At 66.7% G+C, this 23,199-nt stretch carries 23 protein-coding genes and 1 riboswitch; of the genes, 18 read left to right on the top strand and 5 right to left on the bottom strand.

Annotated elements, in window-relative coordinates; translation table 11 throughout:
- The first annotated feature begins 11 nt into the window (after nt 1-11).
- Genes ACZYZF_RS08010 through ACZYZF_RS07985 form a run of 6 tightly spaced genes read left to right on the top strand, consistent with a single transcriptional unit; the run spans nt 12 to nt 6,851 of the window.
- Nucleotides 12-824, top strand: coding sequence for an exodeoxyribonuclease III (locus tag ACZYZF_RS08010; RefSeq protein WP_463742710.1), 813 nt, complete (start codon nt 12-14; stop codon nt 822-824).
- A 51-nt stretch (nt 825-875) separates the two neighbouring features.
- On the top strand, nt 876-2,444 hold the full coding sequence (locus tag ACZYZF_RS08005; protein WP_463835231.1) for an AAA family ATPase: 1,569 nt from the start codon (nt 876-878) through the stop codon (nt 2,442-2,444).
- A complete protein-coding gene (locus ACZYZF_RS08000; protein WP_463835229.1) occupies nt 2,441-3,055 on the top strand; it encodes a hypothetical protein in 615 nt (204 codons plus the stop codon). The genes ACZYZF_RS08005 and ACZYZF_RS08000 overlap by 4 nt, the downstream gene beginning before the upstream one ends.
- Complete coding sequence (locus tag ACZYZF_RS07995) at nt 3,052-4,926, top strand: hypothetical protein (RefSeq protein WP_463835228.1); 1,875 nt, start codon at nt 3,052-3,054, stop codon at nt 4,924-4,926. Before ACZYZF_RS08000 ends, ACZYZF_RS07995 begins: the two co-directional genes overlap by 4 nt.
- The gene (locus ACZYZF_RS07990; protein ID WP_463835227.1) at nt 4,919-5,542 is read left to right on the top strand and encodes a hypothetical protein; all 624 of its coding nucleotides are present in this window, start codon (nt 4,919-4,921) and stop codon (nt 5,540-5,542) included. Before ACZYZF_RS07995 ends, ACZYZF_RS07990 begins: the two co-directional genes overlap by 8 nt.
- The gene (locus ACZYZF_RS07985; protein WP_463835226.1) at nt 5,535-6,851 is read left to right on the top strand and encodes a phenylacetate--CoA ligase family protein; all 1,317 of its coding nucleotides are present in this window, start codon (nt 5,535-5,537) and stop codon (nt 6,849-6,851) included. The genes ACZYZF_RS07990 and ACZYZF_RS07985 overlap by 8 nt, the downstream gene beginning before the upstream one ends.
- Here ACZYZF_RS07985 and ACZYZF_RS07980 read toward each other — a convergent pair.
- The 4 genes from ACZYZF_RS07980 to ACZYZF_RS07965 all read right to left on the bottom strand — a co-directional run bounded on the left by ACZYZF_RS07980 (nt 6,829) and on the right by ACZYZF_RS07965 (nt 10,991).
- Nucleotides 6,829-7,566, bottom strand: coding sequence for an LOG family protein (locus tag ACZYZF_RS07980; protein ID WP_463742716.1), 738 nt, complete (start codon nt 7,564-7,566; stop codon nt 6,829-6,831). The two genes, ACZYZF_RS07985 and ACZYZF_RS07980, sit on opposite strands and share 23 nt — an antisense overlap.
- The gene (locus tag ACZYZF_RS07975; protein WP_463742717.1) at nt 7,563-8,204 is read right to left on the bottom strand and encodes a class I SAM-dependent methyltransferase; all 642 of its coding nucleotides are present in this window, start codon (nt 8,202-8,204) and stop codon (nt 7,563-7,565) included. Before ACZYZF_RS07975 ends, ACZYZF_RS07980 begins: the two co-directional genes overlap by 4 nt.
- Before the next feature lie 19 nt (nt 8,205-8,223).
- On the bottom strand, nt 8,224-9,120 hold the full coding sequence (locus tag ACZYZF_RS07970; protein ID WP_463835225.1) for an LppU/SCO3897 family protein: 897 nt from the start codon (nt 9,118-9,120) through the stop codon (nt 8,224-8,226).
- 107 nt (nt 9,121-9,227) lie between these two features.
- On the bottom strand, nt 9,228-10,991 hold the full coding sequence (locus tag ACZYZF_RS07965; protein ID WP_463835224.1) for an MFS transporter: 1,764 nt from the start codon (nt 10,989-10,991) through the stop codon (nt 9,228-9,230).
- A gap of 242 nt (nt 10,992-11,233) precedes the next feature.
- Nucleotides 11,234-11,342: riboswitch (TPP riboswitch) on the top strand.
- Here ACZYZF_RS07965 and thiC point away from each other — a divergent pair.
- From thiC to ACZYZF_RS07920, 9 genes are all read left to right on the top strand, one after another.
- Nucleotides 11,333-12,976 (top strand): phosphomethylpyrimidine synthase ThiC, encoded by a 1,644-nt coding sequence (thiC, locus tag ACZYZF_RS07960; protein ID WP_463835223.1) that lies wholly within the window; start codon nt 11,333-11,335, stop codon nt 12,974-12,976. Its footprint overlaps the riboswitch before it by 10 nt.
- Nucleotides 12,977-12,983: 7 nt before the next feature.
- Nucleotides 12,984-13,820 carry a bifunctional hydroxymethylpyrimidine kinase/phosphomethylpyrimidine kinase gene (gene thiD / locus ACZYZF_RS07955; protein WP_463835221.1) on the top strand — a complete coding sequence of 279 codons (837 nt, stop codon included), beginning with the start codon at nt 12,984-12,986 and terminating at the stop codon, nt 13,818-13,820.
- Nucleotides 13,817-14,455: an alpha/beta hydrolase family protein gene (locus tag ACZYZF_RS07950; RefSeq protein WP_463835220.1), complete on the top strand. Its 639-nt coding sequence runs from the start codon at nt 13,817-13,819 to the stop codon at nt 14,453-14,455. Before thiD ends, ACZYZF_RS07950 begins: the two co-directional genes overlap by 4 nt.
- Nucleotides 14,452-15,006 (top strand): septum formation family protein, encoded by a 555-nt coding sequence (locus ACZYZF_RS07945; protein ID WP_463835219.1) that lies wholly within the window; start codon nt 14,452-14,454, stop codon nt 15,004-15,006. Before ACZYZF_RS07950 ends, ACZYZF_RS07945 begins: the two co-directional genes overlap by 4 nt.
- A 46-nt stretch (nt 15,007-15,052) precedes the next feature.
- The gene (locus ACZYZF_RS07940) at nt 15,053-16,450 is read left to right on the top strand and encodes a cytochrome P450 (protein ID WP_463835217.1); all 1,398 of its coding nucleotides are present in this window, start codon (nt 15,053-15,055) and stop codon (nt 16,448-16,450) included.
- Nucleotides 16,451-16,531: 81 nt separating this feature from the next.
- Nucleotides 16,532-17,470, top strand: a complete 939-nt coding sequence (locus tag ACZYZF_RS07935) for a DUF5996 family protein (protein ID WP_463835215.1) — start codon at nt 16,532-16,534, stop codon at nt 17,468-17,470.
- A gap of 15 nt (nt 17,471-17,485) precedes the next feature.
- A complete protein-coding gene (locus ACZYZF_RS07930) occupies nt 17,486-17,782 on the top strand; it encodes a CDGP domain-containing protein (protein WP_463742726.1) in 297 nt (98 codons plus the stop codon).
- Between the two features lie 58 nt (nt 17,783-17,840).
- Nucleotides 17,841-19,322 carry a flavin-containing monooxygenase gene (locus ACZYZF_RS07925; protein WP_463835214.1) on the top strand — a complete coding sequence of 494 codons (1,482 nt, stop codon included), beginning with the start codon at nt 17,841-17,843 and terminating at the stop codon, nt 19,320-19,322.
- Nucleotides 19,323-19,338: 16 nt separating this feature from the next.
- Nucleotides 19,339-19,608: a hypothetical protein gene (locus ACZYZF_RS07920; protein ID WP_463742728.1), complete on the top strand. Its 270-nt coding sequence runs from the start codon at nt 19,339-19,341 to the stop codon at nt 19,606-19,608.
- On the opposite strand, the gene ACZYZF_RS07915 is transcribed toward ACZYZF_RS07920, so the two are convergent.
- A complete protein-coding gene (locus ACZYZF_RS07915; RefSeq protein WP_463742729.1) occupies nt 19,575-20,822 on the bottom strand; it encodes a TetR/AcrR family transcriptional regulator in 1,248 nt (415 codons plus the stop codon). The two genes, ACZYZF_RS07920 and ACZYZF_RS07915, sit on opposite strands and share 34 nt — an antisense overlap.
- Before the next feature lie 96 nt (nt 20,823-20,918).
- On the opposite strand from ACZYZF_RS07915, the gene ACZYZF_RS07910 reads away from it, so the two are divergent.
- Genes ACZYZF_RS07910 through ACZYZF_RS07900 form a run of 3 tightly spaced genes read left to right on the top strand, consistent with a single transcriptional unit; the run spans nt 20,919 to nt 23,176 of the window.
- Entirely contained in the window at nt 20,919-21,143 is a 225-nt protein-coding gene (locus tag ACZYZF_RS07910) for a hypothetical protein (RefSeq protein ID WP_463835213.1), read from the top strand.
- Nucleotides 21,144-21,153: 10 nt separating this feature from the next.
- Complete coding sequence (locus ACZYZF_RS07905; RefSeq protein WP_463742731.1) at nt 21,154-21,480, top strand: hypothetical protein; 327 nt, start codon at nt 21,154-21,156, stop codon at nt 21,478-21,480.
- A gap of 43 nt (nt 21,481-21,523) precedes the next feature.
- Nucleotides 21,524-23,176 (top strand): HNH endonuclease signature motif containing protein, encoded by a 1,653-nt coding sequence (locus ACZYZF_RS07900; RefSeq protein WP_463835211.1) that lies wholly within the window; start codon nt 21,524-21,526, stop codon nt 23,174-23,176.
- Nucleotides 23,177-23,199 lie beyond the last annotated feature (23 nt).

The raw sequence follows: 23,199 nt of genomic DNA, 5'->3' as shown, positions 1-23,199 counted from the left end.
TCTCTACCTCCATGCGCCTGGCCACCTGGAACGTCAACTCGATCCGAACCCGAGTGGACCGCGTCGTCGACTGGTTGGAGCGTGCCGACGTCGACGTGCTGGCGATGCAGGAAACCAAGTGCACCGACGCGCAGTTCCCGATGATGCCGTTCGCGGCGTTGGGCTACGAGGTGGCCCACGTCGGGCTCAACCAGTGGAACGGCGTGGCCATCGCGTCGCGGGTCGGCCTCGACGACATCGAGATCGGGTTTCCGGGCCAACCCACCTGGAGCAGCAAGCCCGAGGAGGAGGCCACCGCCGAGGCCCGCGCACTGGGGGCCACCTGCGGCGGGGTGCGGGTGTGGAGCCTGTATGTGCCCAACGGTCGCACGCTGGCCGACCCGCATTATGCCTACAAGCTGGATTGGCTTGCCGCCCTGCGGGATACCGCAGGCGGTTGGCTGAAGGAGGATCCGGAGCAGCCCATCGCGCTGGTTGGCGACTGGAACATCGCGCCCACCGACGAAGATGTCTGGGACATGGCGGCTTTTGACGGCCGCACCCATGTGTCCGAGCCCGAGCGGGCCGCCTTCCGTGCCATGAACGACGCCCAATTCACCGATGTGGTGCGGTCTTTCACGCCGGGGCCGGGGATCTACACCTACTGGGATTACACGCAGCTGGCGTTCCAGAAGCGTCGCGGTATGCGCATCGACTTCATCCTCGGCTCCCCCGGCCTGGCCGCACGCGTCACGCACGCCGAGATCGTGAAGGACGAACGCCGCCCCAAGAAGGGGACCACCGCGCCCAGCGATCATGCCCCGGTCGTGGTCGATCTCGGCTGACACTGTCGGCCGTCGCGGGGCGGTTACCATTGGCCCGACGGGAGGGGGCAGATGACGACCAGGTGGAGTGCGGTATCGAAATCGCCGACCCTGCCCGTGGGCCACGCGCCGGCCGCCGGCCTCACTGCCGCCGATCTGTTCACCCCGCCTGTAGAGCCGACGGTCACTCTCGACGAGAAGCTGCGCCGCGCCTATTTCTGGCTGATCAACAAGGCCGTCATCTCCCCGTTCTACGACGTCGAATTCGGTTCGGACACCACCGTCAACTACCCGCTCGGTGATGCGGGGGCGTCCTTGAGCCTGCCCAAACAAGCCGCCTATTCCTCCAATGTCCTTGTCCCGCTGCTGACTTTCGCTGTCGGTGGAAGGTGCCTGCTGATCGGCGGCCCGGGCCGCGGCAAGACCACCCTGGCGGTACTGATGGGGGTGCTGGCCGGGTCCACCCCCGCCGACGTGCGTCGCCATGTCCAGCAGGGCCAGCCGCAGTTGACCGTGGGTGATCTGGTCGGGATTCCGTTGCCGCGCGATCTGGTACAGGCCGGCAGCCTGGCCGAGATCACCATTGCGTGGAAGAGCTGGCTGACCGCACCGGTCAAGATCGTCGACGAGTACAACCGGATTCCCACCAAGACCCAGTCCGCGCTGCTGACCATGGTCGCCGAGGGCTACGTCGAAAGCCACGACCAGATGCACGTCACCGCACCCGAACACGGTGTGCAGAGCTGGTTTTTCACCGCCAACGACGACGGCGGTGGCGGCACCTTCCCGGTGATCCAGGCGCTGCGGGACCGCATCGACGTGACGGTGCAGGCTTTCGGGTTCAACAGTAGATTCCTCGATGAGCTGGTGAGCCGGGTGGAGGCCGGTGACCGCCCGGAGGACAACGTGCCCGCCGAGTTGGTGTTCGGTGCTGCCGAGCAGGCCGCGATGGTCGAGGCGATTCGTGGGATTCCGGTACCCACCGAGGTGCGCCGCCGGTTGGAGTTCTTCGTCAGCCACTTCGAGTTCGTCCAGCACGGCGGGCGCCGCTTCGAGTACCGGACCAAGGACGTGGTGGCTACTGCCGGTCTCGAGGTGGAGCAGATCATCGACGCCAATTCGGGCGCCGATCTGCAGGTCGATCTCGGCGCACAGACCGTCAACGGGGTGTCGGTGCGCTCCCTGCAGAACCTGGTGCTCTACGCCAAGGCGCTGGCCTGGTTCCGGGGCAACGACATCGTCACGCTCGACGACGTGCGGGCGATGGTTCCGTTTGCCTTGCGCGGCAAGCTGTTACCGAATACTGCCCATCCCCGATTCGACACCGGTGCGGACCGGGAGCTGGCGTCGGACCCGGCGAGCTGGCTGACCGACCTGTTCGACACCTCGTGCCGGGAGTTCGTCGCACTGGCGCGCGAGGGCGAGGATCCGGTGGCCGAACTGCTCGACGACTTCGGCCACGGCCTGGACGGCTTGGACGCGCTCGAGGTGTCGCGGCGCCTCACCACCATCGAGGCCCGCATCTCGTCGATCTCGGGCGTCGGCAAGATCTACGGGCGGGATTTCGATGATCTGGTCGCGTTGAAGTATCTCTACCAACGGTATTCGAACTATCTGCACTGGCTGGAGAGCGGCCGGTGATTGCCCGGGCGTATCACCAGGTCAACCTTGACCTGCCCGCGCCCGCCGACCTTCCGACGGTGCCCGGACTCGATCTGGTGCACTCGGCTGACAATGTGGCCCGCTTCGGCGGCGACCCACACCGTTACCGTCACGCGCTCAGCCGCATCTCGGCGCCGGCCGAAACAATGTTCAACGCGGCGGCGGTGGCTGCCTGGCGGTCCGGGGTGCTGGGGATCCGCGACGACGCGCTGTCCCGCTTGCAGCTGTTACCAATCGATCTCGCGGCCGCGGTGCTGGGGCTGCCGGTCGACGCGGTCGTACCTTTCACCGATGGGCAGGCGGTCGACCGGTTCTACTGGCCGTTGCGCCCGCCGGGTGAGTTGATCGCCCGGATCGGCGGCTTTACCGGCCTCGGCGGCAGGTGGGACCAGCCGCCCACCGATCCCACACCTCGTGGGTCGGGCGGCTGGACGGTGCACGTGGGTGCCCAGCGCTGGCAGATCGATGCCGACGTGTTCGGCCACGTGATCTCCGATGCGCCCGCGGCCGGTCCCCAGTCCGCCGGACCCGGCACGGCCCAACTGGTGGTGCGCCCCACTTCCTTCCTGGCCGAGATCTGGCCGAGATGACCGGACGGGCGCCCACCGACGCCGAGCTCATGGCTTGGCGGACCGCACTCGACCTGTGGGGTGTGCAGCTGCATCCGCCGAACATGGTGCGCGACAGTGCTACCGGTACGTTCGCCTGGTTCTCGTTCCCGCCGTCGATCTCGATCGACGTCGACGAGCTGGCGCGCCAGGGCGCTCAGCACCACCTGGTTAGCGTATTCGCCCACGAGATCGGCCATCACGTGCTGTCGCCGAGCACCCGCATCGTCTCGTTCAAGCTGCTGCAACAGATGGCCCGGGCGATCGTGGCCAGCGATCCGCGACGGGCCATCCCCGTCACGGCCACGGCCCGGCACCTGTCCAATCTGTGGTCGGATCTGCTGATCAACGACCGGGTGGTCCGCTTGCAGCGGAGGCTGCACCCAGGCGCCGAACCGGACATGATCACCTTGTGGCGCAGCCTGACCGCACGGGAACCCGTGTCGAACGCGGCCTGGTGGGTGCTGATGCGCGCCTACGAGCTGCTGTGGTCGTTGCCGTCGAACACGTTGTGCCCCAAAGATCCTCCCTCGGTGCCCCAGACCGTTCGAGATGAGGTGCAAGCTCGCCAGCATGTCGACCCGGCCACGCTCGACGTGTCGATGGTCCGCGAGGATCTGCAGGAGAAGGAGCGCGTCCACCGGGCCGCGGCCTTGCGGGTACGCGCGCTGCAGGACGAGCTGCTGCTGAGCCAGCCGGTGCAACCCGTCGCCGACGCCGAGTATGTGGCGCAGGCGATCCGCACCTTCGGGGCGGATCCGGTGGGCGGCGCCCTGACGTTCGGCATGGTGCTGGTGCCCTACCTGGTGCTGGAATCCATGATTGCCGACGGCACCGCGCTGCCCGGTGGCGGATGCGCCGAGCAGGGCGGCGCACCGGCCACCACAGCCGAGCTTGGCCAGGTGCTGGCCGATCCACGGCTCAATGAGCCTGCGGTGCACCCGGCGGCGGCCGCCGTCGGCGCCTCTCCACCGGGCCAGGCACCGGGTCAAAGTTACGGTGTGGCGCAGACATTGGACCTCTTCGCCGGGTCTGATCCCGGCGCCGTGATGCTGGCGTGGTACGAGGCGCAGGCCCGGCCGTGGATCCGCCCGCTCCTGCAGTCCGGCCGCGGCGTCGCCACGCACGGGATTCCCGGGCCATTGGAGACATGGGAGCTCGGCGACGATGTCGCCGAGCTGGACTGGCCCGCCACCCTCGCCGTGAATCCGGTGGTGGTGCCCGGGGTGACCACGCGTCGTCGCACCCAACTGCCCGACGATCCGGTGATCACCACCGAATCCGTCACCTTGGATCTCTACATCGACTCGTCCGGCTCGATGACGCGTCCCGAACGCGGCTCCCCGGCCGTGCTGGCCGGCATGATCCTCGTCCTGTCGGTACTCAAAGGCGGTGGGCGGGTTCGGGTCACGTCATGGTCGGGTCCGGGTCAGGTAGCCGGGGACAGCGTATACACGCGCGACCGATCGGAGATCATGCGCCAACTGACCACGTTCTTCGGCGGTAGCACCGTGTTTCCCCTCGACCTGCTGGCGCACCGATATGCGCCCGGCGACCACGGTTTTTCAGGCGGCCATGATGAGCTGCGCCACCTGGTGGTGTTGTCCGACGACGGCCTGATGTCGCTGTTCGGCGCCGGCCAGGAGGAGTACGCCGGAGTGGCGGCCGCGGTGCGGCGGCAACTCGACACCGCCACCCTGCTGGTGCAGAACCGGTCCCGTTCGGTGGCCGTTCCGGCCGCCGAGGCCGGTTACGACGTCGACTATCTGGACAAGATGTCCAACGCCCCGGCGGTCTGCGCGCGGTTGGCCGCGCACATCGCCGGGTATCGGCGGGCGGCGTCGCATGGCTGAGGAAACTGGGGCATTGGCGAACTGGTTCGCCGAGGGACTGGACGAGCAGGCGGTGTGGTCGACGCTGAAGCCCGGCCCCGCGGTCGATGAAGTCGCGGCGCGGATGGCGAGTACGCCGCAACCGTTTCTCGCCGACCCCGTCGACGTGGTGGCGCTGGCATGCGACGTGTTCAACCACACCGGTTGCGCGGCAGCGGCCCAGCGCATCGCCGAGCGGGGCACGCCGGCCTCGCGGCGCGGCGCCGCCATCGGGTTGTGGTTGTTCGCCAGTGCGGATCTCATCGGCCCGTTCACCGCACCGCTGGATGACCGCAAGGCTGCGACCGCGTTGTTGGCATTGGCTTTTCGGGTGGCCCCGCTGGTCGATCCCGGCCGCTGGCTCAGCGATGCGGAACGCCGTGACGAGGCGGTGCGCACGTTTCTGCTGTGGAACGGCCTGTTGCCGCACGGCGAGGATGCCGTGCAGGCCCGTTCGTTGTTCGAGATGCGCGATTCGGTGCGACGCGAGGGGGCCCTGGCGCAGGCATTGGCCGATCACGAGCACCGTATGGCCGTACAACGCCGCCTGGCCGACGCCAAGGCGAAAGAAGCTGCGGCTAGGTACAACAGTGAGTGACGATCCGCTGCGGCTCGATGACTACGTTCCGTTCGGCCAGGTGGCGCTGACCGACGAGCAGCGCTGGCCAGGCCTGTCGACGGCCGGGCGGGACCGGCTGACCGCCCTGGAACAGCACCCCTTCGCGCCGGCCTGGTGCCACCGCGTCGGGCACCGGCTCACTCCCACCCAGCAGGAAGCCGCCACCCGGCAACTGCCGCTTGATGATTGGCTGCCGCGGCATCTCGCGCTGGCCCGCACCCTGCCCGCCTATCGGCACCTCGCGGACCCGCTGGACAGTCTCACCGACTTCCCGCTGATCGGACGCGAAGACCTGGTCGATGACATCGCGGCGTTCGTCCCGCCGGGCGCCGACCTGAGCCGGATGCTGCACGGCACGAGTTCGGGCAGCACTGGCGCCGCCCTGGTGATGCCCGACGACCCGGACGAGTTGGCTCGAGGATTTCACTGGCTGCGCGGGCTGGTCGGCGCCGAATGGGAGCCGGTGGACCATCGGATGGCATTGGCACAGACGGTGTTTCAGCGGCAGGCGTTCACCTATACCTCGGTGGTCCCGGGCTTCGACGAGGCGTTGATGGCTCGGCTGAACCTGCATCCGGCCGCCTGGGCAGGTGGGGACACACAGCGCGACGCGTATCTGAGGCACACCGATCCCCAGGTGATCAGCGGGACCCCCACTTCGCTGGAGGTGCTGCTGGAACCCGGGCTCGCCGCGGTATTGCGGCCGCTGGCCCTGATCTCCGGGGCGATGACGCTGACCACCCCGTTGCGCCGGGCCCTCGAGGCGGCCTACGACTGCCCGGTCCTGGATGTCTACGGCCTGCACGAGACCCGACCCATCGCGGTCAGCGACGACGGCGGACCGTTCGTGGTGGCCGAGCGACGCGTACACGTCGAGGTGCTGGCCGGTGAGGTGGTGGTGACGTGTGGAGAGAACCAGTTTCTGCCGCTGGTGCGCTACCGCACCGGCGACTACGCGCGGTTGGTGACCCACCGAGGACGACCGGCCCTTGCCGAGCTGGAGGGCAGGGAGGCAACGGTTTTCGTGTCGGCGACAGGCATCGCGGTGCCGTGTGTCGACCTCACCCAGCAGTTGCAGGCCGCGGGCGCGCGCGGGTGGAGCGTCAACCAGGACGCGGACGGACGCGTCTCGGCGGTGATAGCGTCCGGTGACCAGCACCGGGTGACCGAGGCGCTGGCTCTTCTACTCGGGCAGCCGGCCGAGGTGACCCGCGTGACGACGCTGGCCGAGTTGGGGCCGGGCAAGCCGCGCCGCTACTCGTCGGCTACCGCGCTGACGCGGCGATGAGGTCCACCGCTTCGGCAACGCTGTCGGTGCAGTGGATCAAGGCCAGGTCGGATTCGGACACCTTTCCTTCGCGCAGAACCGTATTGCGGATCCAGTCGATCAGGCCCGACCAGTAGTCGACGCCCAGCAGGATGATCGGAAACTGGGTGACCTTGCGGGTCTGCACCAGGGTCAGCGCCTCGAACAGTTCGTCGAGGGTGCCGAATCCGCCCGGCAGGCACACAAATGCCTGCGCGTATTTGACGAACATGGTTTTGCGGACGAAGAAGTAGCGGAAGTTGATGCCGAGATCGACCCAGTGGTTGAGGTGTTGCTCGAAGGGCAGTTCGATGCCGAGTCCGACCGAGTAGCCCCCGGATTCGCTGGCCCCGCGGTTGACCGCCTCCATCGAGCCCGGACCGCCACCGGTGATCACCGCATAGCCCGCTCGCACCAGCGCAATACCCAATTCCTCGCCCAACCGGTACTCCGGCGAGTGCGGTTCCGTGCGGGCTGATCCGAAAACCGTGACAGCTCTCGGCATTTCAGCGAGGGCATCGAACCCGTCGACGAACTCGCCCTGGATGCGCATCACCCGCCACGGATCGGTGTGCGCCCAGTCAGCGGGGCCGCGCCGGTCCAGCAGCCGCTGGTCGGCGGTTGTTGTGGCACAGCGATCGCGGCGCAGTTGCACCGAACCGCTGATCTGGGGTTGGCTGTCGTCGTTCTCGGTCATGACGGTTTGACCCCCACGGTGATGGCGTCGGAGATCGGCGTCCACACCGGCCGGCGTACCCGATGCTGTTCGGCGACGGTGAATCCGGCAGCCTCGAACAGAGCGCGCATCTCCTTCTCGGTGGGGCTGTGCGCGGGCGCAACCAGGTCGGCCGACAGCGCATGCAGCGGCAGGAACGTCCGACGAGGGCTCATCGTCGTCACCGCCACCATCCCCCCGGGCGCCAGCACCCGGTAGAACTCCGCGAGCGCGGCGGGCTGATCGAAGAAATGGAATGCCGACGTGGTCACCACCGCGTCCAGGAACGCGTCCTGGAAAGGCAACTCCTCGGCAGGGGCCGACTTCCACCGCACGTCACCCGAACGCTTGCGGGCCTGGGCCAGCATGCCGTCGGACATATCCAAGCCATAGACCTCATCGGGTTGCAGTTCCCGCTGGATACGGTCGGCCAGGATGCCGGTACCGCAGGCGATGTCGGCGATCGCACGGGCGCCGCGCCCCTGAACTTGGGCGATCACCTCATCCTGGGCCGGCCGGTACACCCACCGCTGCAGGCAACCCTGGTCGTAGGCCGGTGCGGCAAAACTCCAGAAGCGCGTGATCGCGTCGTTGAATCCGCGGCGCTGTGTAGTCGTCACCGGCCCGAGTCTAGGTCGGCTACGACGGCTTCCCCGCGCAGTAGACCCGCGCCGGCTCAGGGAAGGCCACTGCGCGTGAGCCGGAACCACAGACTGCGGGGTCGGTTGAACCGTCAACCCGCTTGACGATCCTGATGGCAGCCTTCGGGTCGGAGCATTCCGTCGGGGTGATGAGCTTGTCGTTGATGTTGAAGCACTCGCCTTCCTCGACGTCGAGGATGAAGCAGTAGGTGCGGGACTCGTCCATGAGCACGGAGTAGTCGGATTCGGCCCGTTTGCCGTCCGGGCAGGTCGCGGATCCGCCACCTTTGGACACCAACTCGTAAATGGCCTCCGGGTTGCTGCAGCCGGACGGGGTGAGGTCCATTCCCGCCGTGGCGTACTGATCGCTGGTGATGCACTCCCCCACTGCCAAGTCACCAGAGGCCCCGAACTTCGAGGACCCGGAATCTGAGCTCGAGCTGGGCGCGGCGCTGGAATTCGACTCCGAACGCGAACTCGACTCCGGCTTGTGTGAGGCCACCCGCCCCGCCAATCCCAACAGGCCGAGCACCAGCAGAACCGCACCGATCACGATCAATGCCGTGCCCGACTTCTTGGGTGGCGCGCCGTAGGCCTGCGGCGGGGCCGGTGGATAGCCGGGCTGTTGTGGGTAACCCTGCTGCGGATAGCCGGGCTGCTGCGGGTAACCCTGGTACGGGTAACCCGGCTGCGGATAGCCCTGCGGGTACCCGGGTTGCGGATAAGCGCCCGGCGGGTACCCGGGCTGGCCGCTCAGCTTGGACCGGGACGACGAACGCCGAACCAGGCCGAGGATGAGCAGCAGCAGCCCCAACCCCGGGATCAGCAGCGAGCCGATGACATAGCCCGCGGATTCCGCGGCGCTTCCGGCGGCGGCCAATGTGTGAGCGACCATGGCGGGCAGTATCCCATGACAGGCGGCCAAAAACCGTTTGCTGACCGGCCCGCTCAGGCCTGATTGTCGGCTCCCGCCTCTCAGGCCTGATTGTCGGCTCCCGCCTCTCAGGCCTGATTGTCGGCTCCCGCCTCCGTCCCATAGCGGCCCGCGCTGAACATCGACGCCACCGCGCCGATCACCATCATCACCGCCGCGGCGGCGAACACCACCGTCAGGCCGGAATGGAACGGCTCGGTGATCAGCTGAGGGAAGAATGTCTGTCCGGTGATGACGTCCGCGTTCACTCCCGGTTGGTGCAGCGCGTCGTACGGCGCGAGCAGCTCAGCCATCGGGTTGTAGCCCAGGAAGGCCGCGAACAGGCTGCCGACCGGGGGCAGGTTGGCCACGTCGTGGGCCACCGAGGCCGAAACACCTTGCTGCGTCAGGCCGGTGGTCAACGCCGCGGGCAAGGTGTTGGCCAGCCCGACGATCATCAGCGAGAAGAAGATGCCGATCGACAGCGAGTTGCCGGCGTTGAAGAAGGTGGACCGTACGCCGGAGGCAGCACCGCGTTGATCGGCCGGCACGCTGGACATGATGGCCGCGGTGTTGGGTGCGGTGAAGATTCCGCCGCCCAAGCCGTTGAGGAACACCAGGATTGCGAATACCCAGTAGTCGAAGTTGACCGGGATGAGCAGGAGCGCCACGAACGTGGCTGCCATCAGCAGCATGCCGCCCACGGTCAGCGGCCGCGCGCCGATTCGATCGGAGAGCGATCCGGCGATCGGCGCGGCGACCAGGAACCCGATGGTGACGGGCAACAGGTAGATGCCGGCCCACAGCGGGGTGGACTCGAAGCTGTAGCCGTGTAGCGGCAGCCAGATGCCCTGCAACCAGATGATGAGCATGAACTGCAGCCCACCGCGGCCCACCGAGGACATCAGGCCGGCCAGGTTGCCCATCCCGAAGGCCGCCGATTTGAACAATCGGATGTCGACCATGGGCGACGACACCTTCGATTCGACGACGCAGAACGCCACCAGCAACAGCAGGCCCACGGCGATGGAGCCCAGCACCCACGGGCTGGTCCAGCCGGTGGTCGAGTCGCCGTAGGGCTGGATGCCGTAGGTGATGCCGATCAGCAGGACCGTGAGGCCCAGCCCGAAGGTCAGCGTGCCGGCCCAGTCGAGGCGTCCGGCGGTGCGGACACCGAGTTCCTTGAGTGAGCGGTAGCTCCAGATGGTGCCGATGACGCCGATCGGCACGCCCACCCAGAAGACGGCCTTCCAGTGCCACTCGGACAGGAAGCCGCCGATCAGCAACCCGAGGAAGGACCCGGCGACGGCGGCCACCATATTGGTGCCCAGCGCCATGCCGCGCTGGTTGGCCGGGAAGGCGTCGGTGAGGATCGCCGACGACGAGGCCATCAGCATGGCACCGCCGACACCCTGGACCACGCGCCAGCCGATGAGCCAGACGGCGCCGCCTCCGAGTTGGAACGGGTCGAACGACAGAGCGATCGCGGCCACGGTGAACACCACGAAGCCGAGGTTGTAGATGCGGACCCGGCCGTACATGTCGCCGAGGCGTCCGAACGGCACGACGAGCACCGCGGTCACCACCAGATAGCCCATCAGCATCCACAGCAGGTAGCTGACGTTGCCGGGAGCCAACGGGTTCAACCCGATGCCACGGAAGATCGCCGGCAGCGAGATCAACACGATCGACGCATTGATGGAGGCCAGCAGGATGCCCAACGTGGTGTTGGACAGCACCACCCACTTGTAGAACGGGTGATCGTGATCCATCCGTTTGCGGCGGTCAGCGGTCTCGGCCAGGGCGGAGTCGCCCCCGCCCGGCGGGTTCGTCACTTCGGCGTCAGTCGTCATTTGGTGTTCGCATCTCGTATCGCGTCAAGGGCTATATCCAGGGCCGTCGCCGGCCCAAAACGTGCAAAACACATATATTAGCTATGCAAATCAAGCCGCGGCAACTCCAAGCCCCCGAGTTCGCGAACTCGCCGGTTTCCACCTCAGGGTCGCACCACCACCCCCGACACAGCCCAGTTGCCGGAAACGGCAGCCTCCGGGGTTCCCCACCGCGCAGCGTCTGCGCTAGGTTGGGCCCTGCAAACCACACACGCGGGAGTGCGCACGAGCGCGCTGAGAGGACGGGTAGGCCCGTCGACCGTACGAACCTGACCGGGTAATGCCGGCGTAGGGAGATTTTCATGAGCAGTTCTGTTTTTGACGGCTTTGCCGACCCTTCTGTCACCACCGGTCCGATCACCGGAAGCACCAAGGTCTATCGCGAGATCAACCATGACGGCACGACGCTGCACGTGCCGTTTCGCCGGGTGAACCTCACCAACTCCGAACATCTGGACCTGTACGACACCTCGGGGCCGTATACCGACGACAGCGCGGTGATCGACCTGAACGCCGGCCTGCCGGCGCGTCCCGGAGTTCACAAAGACCGCGGCACCCAACTGCAGCGGGCCCGCGCCGGGGAGATCACCGCCGAAATGGCGTACATCGCTGAACGCGAAGGCGTTTCGGCTGAATTGGTGCGTGCCGAAGTAGCCCGGGGGCGGGCCGTGATACCGGCCAACCACAATCACCCGGAGATCGAGCCGATGATCATCGGCAAGGCATTCGGAGTGAAAGTCAATGCCAATATCGGCAATTCGGCCGTCACCTCCTCGATCGGCGAGGAGGTCGACAAGATGGTGTGGGCCACCCGGTGGGGTGCCGACACCATCATGGACCTGTCGACCGGCAAGGACATCCACCTGACCCGGGAGTGGATTCTGCGCAACTCCCCGGCCCCGGTCGGGACCGTGCCGATCTACCAGGCGCTGGAGAAGGTCAACGGTGACCCCACCAAGTTGACGTGGGAAATGTACCGCGACACCGTGATCGAGCAGTGCGAGCAGGGCGTCGACTATATGACCGTGCACGCCGGGGTGCTGCTGCGCTACATCCCGCTGACGGTCAAGCGTGTCACCGGCATCGTGTCCCGCGGCGGGTCGATCATGGCGGCCTGGTGCCTGGCGCACCACACCGAGTCGTTCCTGTACACCCACTTCGAGGAACTCTGCGAGATCCTGGCCCGCTATGACGTGACGTTCTCCCTGGGCGACGGGCTGCGGCCCGGGTCGATCGCCGACGCGAACGACGAGGCCCAGTTCGCCGAGCTCCGCACTCTGGGTGAGCTGACCAAGATCGCGAAATCCCATGGCGTGCAGGTGATGATCGAAGGCCCGGGCCATGTCCCGATGCACAAGATCGTGGAGAACGTGCGGCTCGAAGAGGAATGGTGCGAGGAGGCACCGTTCTATACCCTCGGCCCGCTGGCCACCGACATCGCCCCGGCCTATGACCACATCACCTCGGCGATCGGCGCGGCCATCATCGCCCAGGCCGGCACCGCGATGCTGTGCTACGTCACACCCAAGGAGCACCTGGGCCTGCCGGATCGCAAGGACGTCAAGGACGGCGTGATCGCTTACAAGATCGCCGCGCACGCCGCCGATCTGGCCAAGCAGCATCCGCGGGCGCAGGAAAGAGACGACGCACTCTCCAAGGCACGCTTCGAGTTTCGCTGGCACGATCAGTTCGCCCTGTCCCTCGATCCCGACACCGCGCGTGAGTTCCACGACGAAACGCTGCCCGCCGAACCGGCCAAGACCGCACACTTCTGCTCGATGTGTGGCCCCAAGTTCTGTTCGATGCGCATCACGCAGGACATCCGGGATGCGTATCCGGACGGCACCGCACCGGAGTCGGCGGACGAGATCGCGCGCGGCATGGCGGAGAAATCCCAGGAGTTCGCCGACCACGGAAACCGGGTTTATCTACCCTTGACCACGTGAGGCCACTGTGAACTTCTTGCCGCTGGTCGCCGCGGGTGACACGCCGCTGCGAGTGATGACCATCGCCGGATCCGACTCCGGCGGTGGTGCCGGCATCCAGGCCGACATGCGGACCTTCGCGATGCTCGGCCTGCACGGCTGCGTCGCGGTGACCGCGGTGACGGTCCAGAACTCGGTGGGCGTCAAGGGTTTCCACGAGATCCCCCTCGATGTCGTGGCCGGCCAGATCTCAGCCGTCACCTCCGATATCGGCATCCAGGCGGCCAAGACCGGGATGCTGGCGTCCTCGGCGATCATCACCACGATCGCCGAGACGTGGCGGGCCGAGGGTCTGGCGTCGAACGTGCCCCTTGTCGTCGACCCGGTGTGCGCGTCGATGCACGGCGACCCACTGCTGCACCACAGCGCCCTCGATGCACTGCGTACCGAATTGTTCCCGCTCGCCACGCTGGTCACCCCGAACCTCGACGAGGTGCGATTGCTCGTCGACATCGAGGTCGTCGACGAGGCCTCGCAGCGGGACGCGGCGCGCGCGCTGCACGCGCTGGGTCCGCAGTGGGCGCTGGTCAAGGGCGGGCACCTGCGCTCGTCGTCGGCCAGCCCCGATCTGCTGTTCGACGGCACGGAGTTCCACGAGTTCGCCGCGCCGCGGATCGATACCGGCAACGACCACGGAGCGGGTGACACCCTGGCCGCGGCGACGGCTTGCGCACTGGCACACGGCTATTCGGTTCCTCAGGCAGTGGAGTTCGGCAAGGCCTGGGTGACAGAATGTATCCGGGCTGCCTATCCCCTGGGGCACGGCCACGGCCCGGTGAACGCCCTGTTCCGGTTGCAGTCATGAACCTCGACGCCATCGCGGGCGTCGCCCACGAACCCGAGACCACCCCGGCCGGCGTCGTGGTGCTCACCCACGGCGCGGGCGGCAACCGCGACTCGGCCATGCTGGTCAAGATCTGCGACGAATGGGCCGCCCGCGGCTGGCTGGCCATCCGGTACAACCTGCCCTACCGTCGTCGCAGGCCCAAGGGCCCGCCGTCGGGATCGGCGGCAGGTGACCAGGAAGGCATCGCCGAGGCGATCGCACTGGCCCGCGGCCTCACCGAAGGCTCCGTGATTGCCGGTGGGCATTCCTACGGCGGGCGGATGACCTCGATGGTCGCCGGCGAAGGAAACGAGCCGAGGGCGGTCCCCGATGTGCTCACTCTCTTCTCCTACCCGCTGCATCCGCCGGGCAAGCCGGAACGCGCCCGCACCGAACATCTGCCCGGCATCACGGTGCCCACGGTATTCACCCACGGCACCTCCGACCCGTTCGGCACGATCGACGAGCTCACGGCGGCTGCTGCATTGGTGAGCGGACCGACCGAGCTGGTGGTCATCGACGGTGCCCGTCACGACCTCGGATCCAAGACTGCGAACGTGCCGGGCCTTGCGGTGGACGCGGCGCTGCGGGCACTCGATATCGTCGAACCATGACCTATCCGCCCGGTTCCCCCGGCCCGCAGGGCCCGCCGCCTCGCGGTTACCCGCCACCCCCGCCGCAGCCGTATTCCACCGGCCCCGATCAGTTCTCGGTGACACCGAAGAAGTCCCCCGCGTTCAAGTGGGCGCTGTTGGCGGTCGTGGTGCTGGTCGCGATCGTGGTCGCCGCCGGCGCGGTGTTCTATCTCGTCCGGGACCGCGGCGCGACGGAGGCCAGCCAGGTCCGCTCGGGTGATTGCCTGACCGAGATACCCGACAGCAGCCGGGTGCTGTACGTGAAGACAGTGGGTTGCGATCAGCCGCACAAGGGTGAGGTGTTCGCGGTGCTGCCACTGCCCGACGGGGATTTCCCGGGCGATGCCACGGTGGTGAAGTACGCCGACAAGTGCGCGCCGGCACTGGCCCAGTACGCCCCCGACGCCAACTCGGAATCCGGGATCCAGCTGTTCGTCCTGTACCCGACGGTGGACTCCTGGCAACGCGGGGACCGTAGCGTGACGTGTATCGCCACCAGCAAAAACCCCCGCACCGGCAAAATAGGGTAACGCGCTACTCTAGGCCGCCCAGACCGCGTGGTCAGACACTCGATCCATGGTCGAGATCGATACGCGCGCCGCAGCCACCCTGCCGCTCGCACCGCGCAATCCGCTGTCCTACCGACAGACGATCAAGGCGATGCGGTCCTTCATCGAGGGGCATCAGCGGCTCCGCGATGCCGGAGGCCCCGTCAGCCGGATGGTGCTCGGCCCGCGGTGGCTGATGCCCCCGGTCCTGTTGGTCACGTCGCCGCAGGGCGCGCGCGATGTCCTGGGCCGCCGTGATGCGATCGCCGATCGCGGCACCGCCCTCAACATGGTCGAGCTACGCCGGCTGATGGGCGGCAACCTGTTGAACCTGCCGCACGAGCGCTGGCTGCCGCGACGGCGAACGCTGCAGCCGATGTTCACCAAGCAGAACGTGCCACGGTATGCCGGGCACATGGCCGCCGCGGCGGATTCGATCGCCGGTGACTGGCGCGACGGTACGACGGTCGATCTGGATGTCGCGTGCCGGGCGCTCACGCTGCGGGCATTGGGCCGCTCGGTGTTCGGCGTGGATCTCGACGAGAGCGCGGACGACGTGGGCCCCGCGCTGCGTACCGCGTTGTCCTGGATTTCCGATCGGGCGGTCCGCCCGGTCAACTTCCCCCAGTGGGTGCCCACCGGCGGCCAGCGTCGGGCCAGGGCGGCCAATGCCCAGCTGCATCGGCTGGCCGCCGAGATCCTCGCCGCGGCATGCGCCGATCCCGATCGGGATGCACCGCTCGTGCACGCGCTCATCGAGGCTCGTGACCCGGAAACCGGCCGGAAGCTGACCGACGACGAGATCTGCGATGAATTGGTGCTTTTCATGCTCGCCGGGCATGACACCACCTCGACGACGCTGTGTTACTCGCTGTGGGCGCTGGGCCGCGATCCCGATCTGCAGTCCCGCCTGTATGACGAAGTCGCGGCACTGGGCGACCGCACGCTGACGCCCGAAGATGTGCCGCACCTCGAACACACCGTGCGAGTGCTGCACGAAGCACTGCGGCTCTGCCCGCCCGGTGCCGGCACCCCACGGATGCTCAACGAGGAGATGACCGTCGACGGCTACCGCGCCGAGGCCGGCACCATGGCGATGGTCAATTTCTACGTCATGCACCGCGATCCGGCGCTGTGGGACGATCCGCTGAGCTTCGACCCCGACCGGTTCAGCCCGGAACGTTCAGCAGGTCGAAATCGTTGGCAGTACCTGCCTTTCGGTGGTGGCCCGCGGTCCTGCGTCGGCGATCACTTCGCCATGCTGGAGGCCACCTTGGCGCTGGCGACCATCGTGCGCGAGGTCGCTGTGACCTCCCTCCACGACGACTTCCCGGTGGAGACCCCCTTCACCGTCATCGCCGCCGCGCCGATCCCGGCACGCATCACGAGGAGGAGTACCGAGACGGTGCCATCGTTCCGCCGCTAACGTCGGTGACACGCAGCTAGGCTTGCGTCACCGAGGTTGGAGATCGACGAGTCGTCAGGGGCGGAAGGTGGCATCTGTCTCATGAGCGCCCGATCAGGCAACGCTTGGCCCGCGCTACGGGTATCGGATTGGGAGCCCACCCGCGAGACCCTGCATATGTGGACGCAGATCGTAGGGAAGATCCGGCTGACGCAATCACCACTGATCAATCATTGGTGGCAGGTGACCTTCTACGTGAGCCCGCGCGGGCTGACCACGTCGTCGATTCCGTATCGAAACCAGTTGTTCGACATGGAGTTCGACTTCATCGACCACGTACTTGCGATCCACACCAGCGATGGCGGGTCGCGAACTGTCGCATTGAAGCCGAAATCGGTCGCCGAGTTCTACGACGAAACCTTCACCGCGCTGCGACAACTGGGCATTGAAGCGCAGATCTCGGCAAGTCCCAACGAGGTCGCCGCCGCCATACCGTTTGCCGAAGATCACCAACACGCCTCGTATGACCCCGATGCCGCGAACCTGTTCTGGCGCCAGCTGGTCCAGGCGCACCGGGTGATCAGCGAATTCCGTTCGTATTTCATCGGCAAGGTGAGCCCCGTGCACTTCTTCTGGGGCTCGTTCGACCTGGCCTGCACCAGATTCTCCGGCCGGCCCGCTCCCGAACACCCCGGTGGTGCACCCAACTGCGGCGATTGGGTGATGGTGGAAGGGTATTCGCACGAGTTGAGCAGTTGCGGTTTCTGGCCCGGCGGTGGCGACGAGGGCGCCTTCTACGCTTACGCCTACCCCGAGCCGGGAGGCTTCGCCGACTATCGTGTGGGCCCGGACGCGGCGTTCTACAGCCCGGACTTCAGGCAGTTCCTGCTCCCCTACGAAGAGGTGCGGGCGGCCGCCGAGCCGGACCGCGCACTGATGGATTTCCTGCAATCGACCTACGCCGCAGCAGCAGATCTGGCCCGCTGGGACCGGGCCGGTTTGGAATGCGACCCGCAGCGTTGGCGAAACCCACACGGATAGGACAGGGAGAACCTCATGAAGCTCTACATGGTCGGCGGCGTAGCTGTCGCGCTGATGGCCGGCGGGTTGATCGCCTCGGCGCCACCGGCCGTCGCCGGCTGCCAGTACGGCGGGCCGGTGATCAGTAAGTGCGACGGGCCTGTCCAACCAGACGGCACCTGGCAGCGGTGCATGGGCACCTGGGGCTACGTGCCCAGCGGCTTCAGCTCCCACCTGGTGCCGGTCAAGCGCTGCGATTTGATGGGTCCCGGCCACGAGATCGCTCCGGGGGATCTCCCGTTCGCCGACCCGCCGACGCGCATCGACGACTGAGCCCCGAGGTAACTGAGCCCTCGACAAAGTACCCGGTACCTGCGGTACTGTCTGCAGCATGAGCCCGGGATATGAGGCAGTCGTCGTCGGCGCGGGATTCGCCGGCATCGGCGCCGCCATCCAGCTCAAACGGCTGGGTATCGACAACTTCGTGATCCTGGATCGCGAGGACGACCTGGGTGGCACCTGGTACGTCAACCACTACCCAGGGCTGGCCGTCGACGTGCCGACCACGACGTACTCGTACTTCTTCGAGCCGAATCCGAACTGGTCGAGGCTGTTCTCCACCGGCACCGAGATCAAGCAGTACGCCGACGATGTCGCCGACAAGTACGACGTGCGCCGCCACATCCGGTTCAACACCACCGTCGAGGGTGCCCACTGGGATGACGAGGCCGCCCTCTGGCAGGTGGCCCTGGCCAGTGGCGAGACCGTGAGCACCCGCTTCCTGCTCACCGCCACCGGCTTCCTCTCCCAGCCCTATACACCCGACATCCCCGGTATCACCGATTTCACCGGCAAGCTCATCCACACCACCGACTGGGACGACAGCTACCGGCCCGAAGGCCGCCGGATCGCGATCATCGGCACGGGCGCCACTGCCGTGCAGCTCATCCCGGAGCTGGCCCGCAAGGCCGCGGACCTGACGGTCTACCAGCGCACCCCGATCTGGGTCGTCCCCAAGATCGACCTGCGGTTCTCCGAGCAGGTCAAGGCGCTGTTCGCCCGGGTCCCCCTGACCCAGCGGGCCTTGCGCGCTGTCACCGACGCCATCTACGCATTCATGGTCGACACTGCCGTGCTCAAGCACCGGTACTTCCGGCGGTTCAACATCGCCGCGGCCGACCTGGCCAAGCTGCACCGGTTCGCCTCGATCCGAGACCCCGAACTGCGCCGCAAGCTGACCCCGGACTACGACTTCGGCTGCAAGCGCCCGACGTTCTCCAACGGCTACTACCGCGCGTTCGCCAAACCGCACGTGCACCTCCAGGCCGACGGCATCGAACGCATAGAACCGGGGGCGATCGTCAACGCCGACGGCACCCGGACGGACATCGACACCCTGGTGCTGGCGACCGGGTTCGATCTGTGGGACGCCAACTTCCCGGCCATCGAGGTGATCGGGCGTGACGGCCGCAACCTCGGAAAGTGGTGGCGGGAGACCCGGTTCCAGGCCTACCAGGGCGTCTCGATGCCGTACTTCCCGAACTACCTGAGCCTGGCCAGTCCATACGCCTTCCTGGGGCTGAACTTCTTCAACACGATGGAGTATCAGATGCACCTGATAGACCGGTTGTTCGGCGAACTCAAGCGCCGGAACGCGACGACGTTCGAGGTCACCGAGCAGGCCAACTCCCGTTATCTGGACCGGATGACCGACGCGCTGGGCGATTCACTGTTCACCCTCGGTAACTGCGCATCGGCACGGTCGTACTATTTCAATCCGAGCGGCGAGGCAACGCTGCTCCGGCCGATGACGACCCGCCGGGCCGTCGCCGAAGCTTCACGATTCCCGTTGAGCGACTACACATTTGCCTGATCAGAGAGGATCACACATGGCAGAGGGCAAGAACTCCAAGCTGGTCAAGCTCGCCGGCCTCGGCATAACCAGTGCGGGTGCGGCGCACTTCATCAAGCCGCAGCTGTTCGAGTCGATCACCAAGCCGGCGTTCCCCGAGAACACGCAGAAGCACATCTACACCAATGGCGGTATCGAAACCGCCATCGGCGTGGGCCTTCTGCTGCCCAAGACCCGCAAGCTGGCCACCATCGGCACGCTCGGCTATCTGGCCTACCTGGCCGGCAACGCCGTCCGTAACCGGTAACGGCCCAGCAGCGTCATTTCGACCATGACCGCGACGACGGCTCGGGTCTGCTCCGAATTCTGATAATTCATGAGCCGGCCCAAGTCGATCACCAACGCCATCGCCGCATGAACGGCGAAGCGCGCCTGCCCCGCACTCCACCGCGGGCGCACCGGCATGACCACCTCGACCCACGATTCCACCGCCGCCCGCTGCAGGTCGCGCAGGATTTTCTGGTCGGCGGGTGTCATGTTGAGGCGTTCGGTGTAGTAGACGTAGTCGAGCTCGGGGCGGTCGAAGGATCTCGCCACGTAACCGTCGATCAGGGCGCCCAGCGCCTGCTCCGGGTCCGTCGCCGCGCCGAGCACCTCGGCCATGTCGGCCGACAACCGGTCGGCCGCTCGCCGGAACCCGGCGGCCAGGATGTCGGACTTGCCGGAGAAATACCGGTAGATCCCCGAGGCGGGCATGCCTACCGCGGCGGCGATGTCCTCCATCGTGGTGTCGCGATAGCCGTTCTGGTTGAACAGCCGCATCGATTCGGTCAGCAGCGCTTCGTATTTCGTCGCGCTCACGACTGGTGGCGGCGCCACCACGGGGTCCGCCTCGTTGGGGAAATCCGGCAACTCGGCTGCCAACACGGCGTCGCAGATGTCGGCGAGCAGTTCACGGACCTGGCCGGCAGGCAATTTGGACCTGTGGTCCACGACGCTGCCGATCACGCCGAGCACCGCGGTCGACAAGGTCCAGCGGGCCCGCGAGCTCAGTTCGGGCCGCAATTCCATCAGCGGGCGGTGAATCCGGCGGTGCACCGTACGTACCTGCGCGTCCAGGGTGCTCTGGTCGTCGCCGCGCAGATAACGCGCCTCCCAGCGGTACAGCCCACCAGATTCGCGATTAACCAAAGCGGTGTCACTGAGCGCGGCGACGATGAGGCGCAACCGCTCCCGAGGGTCGCCATCGGCGTCGTCGGCGAATGCCGTTCCGTCGACAAGTTGCTGACTGAGGTTGAGCACGGCGTCGCGGAACAATTCGTACTTGCTCGAATAGTGCCGGTACAACGCGGCCGCAGAAATCCCGACCCGCGAGGCAATGGCTTCCATGCTCACGCCGTGATATCCGAGAGCGCTGAAAGACTCCGCCGAGGCCCGCGCTATCTGCGCCTTTCGGTCTTTGGGTCGACGCCGCACACCATCGCCGCCGCTGCCGATCGACCGGGGCGAGATGCGCGCCATTCCGTCACACTAACGGACCGAACAGCCGGGTCAAAATGGTAGTTCGGCAGAGAATAGGCGTTAACATAGATGGCGTTGCGGCCAGACGGGGGTCACGTGTTTGCCAAGTTGCGGAGGTTGCTGGCCTACCGTGTCGCAGTCGGCGAACTGATCGTCGTAGCTGTAGTGCTCGGCGTGCCGTACCTGTTGATCGGTACCGTCTGGTCCGGAACACACACCGACCATCTGCAATCGATGGGCGGTCTCGACGCGGTGGTGTCCTTCCTGGGGGCGATCGTCTCGTGGCCGGTGCTGTTGTTCACCGACATATGTATGACGTGAAAGGGGAACGGTGAGTTTTCGCGCCGTCTATATCGGAATCGCCGGGGCCGTGGTGCTCGCCATCGGGCTGTACCTGTTGAGCCTGCCGGTCTACCTCGACGACTTCGACCAATTCGGCATGCAGATCCCCTGCGGTTCCGGGTACAGCGCACACCTCGTGCAGGCCACTGCCGCCGGCCAGGAGTACGTGGACAAATGTGGGTCGGCCGTGATGACCCGCCGGTTGTGGACCATCCCGGTCGTTGCGCTCGGCGCGCTGGCCTTGATCGCGGTGTTGTTCCGCGCGGCAACGTCTTCGGCACACGAGACGCTGCTGCCGAACCGCGATACGCCCTAGGCGCCCTGGCGGTGGCGTAGTCGCCGTTCTTGTCGGTGGACGAATGTATGTTCGAGTCATGCAAGCGGGTGCGGTCCAAGCGGTAGCGGGGTTGCGGGCCGCCTACGACGCGTTCGCCGCCTGCGACTTCGGATCATTGTCCCGGCCCGAACTGGTCGCGGTGCTCGACGAGTACGAGACACTGACCTCTCAGATGCCATCCCCGTTGCATCGGCTGCTGGCCCAGCTACAAGCCGAGTCCACCCCGCAGGAAATGGGCGCCAAATCATGGAACGCGGTACTGCGGATCCGGTGGCGGCTGACCACCGCGGAAGCCGGCCGCCGCCTACATGAGGCCGCCGCACTCGGACCGCGCCGCACCCTCACCGGTCAACCCCTGCCCCCGCTACTACCCGCGGTCGCTGCGGCACAATCGGCCGGGCTGATCAACGCCGAGCACGTCAAAGTGCTGCGCGACGCGATCGAGCGGCTACCCGGATTCCTCGACACCATCACCGGCGACCAGTTCGAAGCCGACCTGGTGCGGATCGCTACCGGGGTCGGACCCAAAGAACTCAAAGACACCGCCGAACTGCGACTGTTCCTGCTCGATCAGGACGGCCCCGAACCCGATGACACCGAACGCGCCCGCAAACGCGGCGTCACCATGTCTAAGCAGGGCCGCGACGCCATGACCTCGCTGACGGCGCACCTGAGCCCCGAAGCGGCCGCCGTGCTGGAAGTGTTGTTCGCCAAATTCGGTGCACCGGGCATGTGCAACCCCGAGGATGAGGAACCCTGCACCACCGGTACCCCCACCCAAGCCCAGATCGACAACGATCACCGCACCGAGGCCCAACGCCAACACGATGCCCTGCTGGTCATCGGACGCATCGCATTGATGAGCGGTGATCTGGGTCAACTCAACGGGCTACCGGTGTCGATCATCATCCGCACCACCCTGCAAGACCTGGAGTCGCGCGCCGGGATCGGGGTCAGCGGCGGGGGCACCAAGATCCCCATCAAAGACGTCATCCGGATGGGCGCCCACGCCAACCATCACCTTGTCGTGTTCGACCAGGCCACCGGGGCGGCCCTCAACTATTTCCGGGCCCGGCGCACCGCCAGCCCCGCCCAGCGGATCGTGCTGATCGCCCGGGACGGGGGCTGCACCAAGCCCTGCTGCACCGTCGGTGCCTACGGTTGCCAGGCTCATCACGCCGTCGCCGATTGGGCCGAGGGTGGCAACACCAACGTCGATGAGATGGCCCTGGCCTGTGGCCCCGACAATCGCCTGGTCAACACCGATGGCGGCTACACCACCCTCATCAATCCCGACGGTGAAGTCCAATGGCACCCACCACCGGGGCTCGACCACGGCCAACAACGCATCAACTACCACCACCGACCCGAACTGCTACTGACCCCACCCGACGAACCCGATGAACCGCAACCCCAACCGCAACCAGACCGGGAACCACAGCCCGAGCCCGAGCCCGCCGAGCAGGAACGGCAACACGACCCCGCGTGTGACCCCGCGTGGGACCCGCAGTGGGACATCGACTTCGACCAGCCCGCCCCGACCCCACCCAACGTCGAACACCTCTGGGACACCGACCCATCCGACCCACACCCACCCGACCCAGGACTTCCACCCGGGTGGATCCTGCTCGACGACTGCGGTGCCGTCGCTGGCCCGGCAGCGCGCGGACCCTAACTACGCATTACGTCCGGGGCCGC

This window comes from Mycobacterium sp. IDUB_24 (genome assembly GCF_055419385.1).
This window is presented reverse-complemented; position numbering and strand designations above follow the sequence as displayed.